The sequence below is a fragment of the Archangium sp. genome, from assembly GCF_036388035.1.
Classification (GTDB): Bacteria; Myxococcota; Myxococcia; order Myxococcales; family Myxococcaceae; genus Archangium.
In genome coordinates, this window is sequence record NZ_DASVSO010000211.1 from 1 (window position 1) to 3,726 (window position 3,726).

At 68.8% G+C, this 3,726-nt stretch carries 5 protein-coding genes; all 5 read left to right on the forward strand.

Annotation, left to right across the window (positions count from 1 at the left end):
• Window positions 1–10 precede the first annotated feature (10 nt).
• On the forward strand, window positions 11–628 hold the full coding sequence (locus tag VF697_RS09275; RefSeq protein ID WP_414641265.1) for a hypothetical protein: 618 nt from the start codon (window positions 11–13) through the stop codon (window positions 626–628).
• A 127-nt stretch (window positions 629–755) separates the two neighbouring features.
• Window positions 756–1,844: an Mrp/NBP35 family ATP-binding protein gene (locus VF697_RS09280; RefSeq protein WP_331093383.1), complete on the forward strand. Its 1,089-nt coding sequence runs from the start codon at window positions 756–758 to the stop codon at window positions 1,842–1,844.
• Between the two features lie 26 nt (window positions 1,845–1,870).
• Window positions 1,871–2,341: a hypothetical protein gene (locus VF697_RS09285; protein WP_331093385.1), complete on the forward strand. Its 471-nt coding sequence runs from the start codon at window positions 1,871–1,873 to the stop codon at window positions 2,339–2,341.
• A gap of 4 nt (window positions 2,342–2,345) precedes the next feature.
• Entirely contained in the window at window positions 2,346–2,753 is a 408-nt protein-coding gene (locus tag VF697_RS09290) for a hypothetical protein (protein ID WP_331093387.1), read from the forward strand.
• Between the two features lie 67 nt (window positions 2,754–2,820).
• The gene (locus VF697_RS09295) at window positions 2,821–3,669 is read left to right on the forward strand and encodes a 3-hydroxybutyryl-CoA dehydrogenase (RefSeq protein ID WP_331093389.1); all 849 of its coding nucleotides are present in this window, start codon (window positions 2,821–2,823) and stop codon (window positions 3,667–3,669) included.
• Window positions 3,670–3,726: the final 57 nt, after the last annotated feature.

Here is a 3,726-nt window from a genome sequence, read left to right on the forward strand (position 1 = left end):
CCGCGCTCCCATGTTCCCCAACCTCCCCAGACCTCCATTCCTGACTCTCTCCCTCACGGTCTCCCTGGTGGCCACGGGCTGTGCCCACAAACCCGGCCCCACGGAGGTGGCGGTGGCCTATGCCAAGGCGCTGGAGGAGAAGCGCCTGTCGGATGCCTACCTGCTGACGAGCATGTCCCGGGGCGAGAAGGCCTTTTACGAGCAGTACTGGGACGCCTCGGTGCGTCAGGCCCGGGTCGAGGAGGTGCGCAAGGCCCTCCCGGAGCTCCAGGCCCAGGCCCCGGCCCTCACCGTGATCCAGCTGCCGAGGGGCTGGCGGGTCGTCGAGGAGGCGGAGGCCGCGCCTCGGGAGACCCTGAAGCGCTTCCTGGACGCGGTGAAGGGGAGCGACTGGCCCAAGGCCTGGTCGCTCTTGAGCGCTCCGCTGCGTGCCCGCTACACACCCGAGCGCCTGCGTGACGACTTCAAGCGCGAGCCCCTGTCGGCCGAGCGGGTACGCCGGGCGCGGCTCGCCCTGAAGGGGCCGGTGCGGCTGTCGGCCTCGGGGGCGGAGTTCCCGATCGGAGAGGCGCGGGCGGTGCGGCTGGTCCGGGAGGCAGGCGAGTATCGGGTGGCCGCCATCGAATGAGAGGGCATGCGGTCACGGGAGCGGGGGATTAGAGGAGGTTGACACGATCGGGGCCGCTGGCTATTCCGCGCCCTCTCCGAGGGGGAGACCCCCAACCCCCCGGACTCCAAAGGATTCAGGTACCCAGATGAGCGTTTCCGAGCGCGACATCCTCGCGGCGATGTCGAAGGTGATGGATCCCGAGCTGCACATCGATCTGGTGAAGGCCGGGATGGTGAAGGACATCCGCGTGGACGGCGACAAGGTGAAGCTCAAGATCGAGCTGACCACGCCGGCCTGCCCGATGAAGGGGAAGATCCAGGCGGACGCCGAGGCGGCACTCAAGCAGGTGGCGGGGCTGAAGACGTTCGACATCGAGTGGGGCGCGCAGGTGCGCTCGGCGCCGGGGGGCATGGGCGGACCGCAGGGGCAGGCCATCCTCCCGCAGGTGAAGAACGTGATCCTCGTCGGCGCCGGCAAGGGCGGCGTGGGCAAGAGCACGGTGTCGGTGAACCTGGCGGCGGCGCTGGCGCGCGAGGGCGCGAAGGTGGGCCTGCTGGACGCGGACTTCTACGGCCCCTCGGTGCCGCTGATGACGGGCATCACCGAGAAGCCGGTGAGCCCGGACGGCAAGACGCTGCTGCCGCTGGAGAAACACGGGCTGAAGGTGATGTCGATCGGCTTCCTGGTGGAGGCGGATCAGGCGCTCATCTGGCGCGGGCCCATGCTGCACGGCGCGCTGATGCAGCTGGTGCGCGACGTGCGCTGGGGCGAGCTGGACTACCTCATCCTCGACCTGCCGCCGGGGACGGGCGACGTGGCCCTGTCGCTGTCGCAGTCGGTGAGGGCGGCGGGCGCGGTGCTGGTGACGACGCCGCAGGACGTGGCGCTGGCGGACGTGGTGCGCGCCAAGCAGATGTTCGACAAGGTGCACATCCCCGTGCTGGGCATCGTGGAGAACATGAGCCAGTTCGTGTGCCCGCACTGCTCGAAGTCCACGCCCATCTTCAACCACGGCGGTGGCCACAAGGCCGCCGAGATGTTCAGCATCCCCTTCCTGGGGGAGATTCCCCTGGATTTGAAAATCCGCGAGTCGGGTGACGCGGGCGTGCCGGTGGTGCTCAGCGCGCCGGACAGCCCCGAGGCCAAGGCCTTCATGGGGATGGCGCGCAACATCGCCGGCCGCGTCTCCACGGAGAACATGCGGGTGGCGGTGAAGCTGCCGGTGGTAGGCTAGCCGCCTCCACGAACCCCGAGGACCCCATGGCGCCCGGCAAGGACCCAGACGACGATTTCGATCCGCTGCTCGATGACGAGCCGGGGCGCGAGTCCCGCGCGGGGTTCGTGCCGGAGTTCATGCGCAAGGTGGCGGTGGCGGGATTGGGTGCCCTCTTCATGACGGAGGAGGGCATCCGCTCGCTGGCCGGCCAGCTCAAGCTGCCCAAGGAGGTGCTCGGCTACATCCTCGGGCAGGCGGAGAAGACGAAGGACGAGGTGGGCCGGGTCGTCTCCGAGGAGCTGCGGCGCTTCCTCCAGTCGGAGAAGCTGCGCGACGAGCTGCTCAAGCTGGTGTCGGGGATGACCATCGAGGTGAAGGCGCAGATCCGCCTGGTGCCTCACGAGAAGGTGGAGGACGAGGAGGAGTCGGACGAGACGCCGCCTCGGACCAAGGTGGTCGTCACCGAGCTGAACACGCGCCGCGGCGGCAAGAAGGCATCCGCGAAGAAGGAGTGAGGTCGTGGAGGGCGAGCCGCGGCGGGACTGGCGAAAACACCCCCTGTTGAGGCGGCTGCCGGTGCTGCTGCTGGTCGCGCTGGGCCTGTGGCTGTGGAAGGGCTCGGACGTGCCCGAGCGCGAGCTGGTGTGGCGGCTGGACGGCCCGGGGTGGAGCGACATCCGGGTCCTCGAGTTCCAGGTGAAGGCCGAGGACGGCGAGCTGCTCAAGCGCGAGGAGCACCGCCTGCGGGAAGCCGCTCCTCCCAGTTCCATCACCCAGGAGATGGCCCTGCCCTCGGGGAGGTACGAGGTGTGGGTGTTCGCCCGGGGTGCGGAGGGTCCATCGCGCCCGCCCCGTGTGGAGCGCCTGACACTCGGGGACGAGGACGTGCGCGTCGAGCGGGGACTGCGGGTGCCGGCGAGTCGTTGACCGGTGGGGGTGCCAGGGCTATAGCGCGCCCGGTTCCTCGTTTACCGAGCAAGGGGTCTCGAACGCCATGGCAACGGAGCACATCGTCGTCGTCGGGGCAGGGCAGATGGGGTCGGGCATCGCCCAGGTGGCGCTGCAGGCTGGCCTGCGGGTCACGCTGGTGGACGTCTCGAAGGAGGGTCTCGCCAAGGGCGCCGAGCGCATCAAGGGCGGCCTGAAGAAGCTGGTGGAGAAGGGCAAGCTGGACGCGGCCCGGCTCGAGGCGGCGAACACCAACCTCGCCACCTCCACGAGCGCCACCGAGGTGAAGGACGTGGACTTCGCCATCGAGGCGGTGACGGAGAACGAGGAGCTCAAGCGCCGCATCTTCGTGGAACTGGACAGCGTGGTGAAGCCGGGCGGCATCCTGGCCACCAACACCTCGTCCATCCCCATCACCCGCATCGCCGCGGCGACGAAGCGCCCCGAGAACGTCATCGGCATGCACTTCATGAACCCGGTGCCGCTCATGCAGCTCGTGGAGCTGATCCGGGGCGCGGCGACGTCGGATGCCACCTACCAGGCCACCCGCTCGCTCGCCGAGAAGATGGGGAAGACGACGGTGGTGTCGAAGGACTTCCCGGGCTTCATCGTCAACCGCATCCTGATTCCCATGCTGAACGAGGCCTGCTTCGCGCTGATGGAGGGCCTGGGGACGGCGGAGGACATCGACACGGCGATGAAGCTGGGGACGAACCAGCCCATGGGCCCGCTGCAGCTCGCGGACTTCATCGGCCTGGACACGGTGCTCTACATCGCCGAGGTGCTGCACAAGGGCCTGGGTGACGACAAGTACCGCCCGAGCCCGCTGCTGCGCCAGTACGTGGACGCCGGCTGGTACGGCAAGAAGAGCGGCCGCGGCTTCTACAAATACTAACCCCGAGCACCTTCAGGAGCCCCCCATGGCCTACGAGAACATCCGGCTGGAGACCGA

What these genes read in the sequence shown, in the direction of transcription:
- VF697_RS09275 (WP_414641265.1), top strand. Translation starts at nt 11, where the DNA reads ATGTTCCCCAACCTCCCCAGACCTCCATTCCTGACTCTCTCCCTCACG.
- VF697_RS09280 (WP_331093383.1), top strand. Translation starts at nt 756, where the DNA reads ATGAGCGTTTCCGAGCGCGACATCCTCGCGGCGATGTCGAAGGTGATG.
- VF697_RS09285 (WP_331093385.1), top strand. Translation starts at nt 1,871, where the DNA reads ATGGCGCCCGGCAAGGACCCAGACGACGATTTCGATCCGCTGCTCGAT.
- VF697_RS09295 (WP_331093389.1), top strand. Translation starts at nt 2,821, where the DNA reads ATGGCAACGGAGCACATCGTCGTCGTCGGGGCAGGGCAGATGGGGTCG.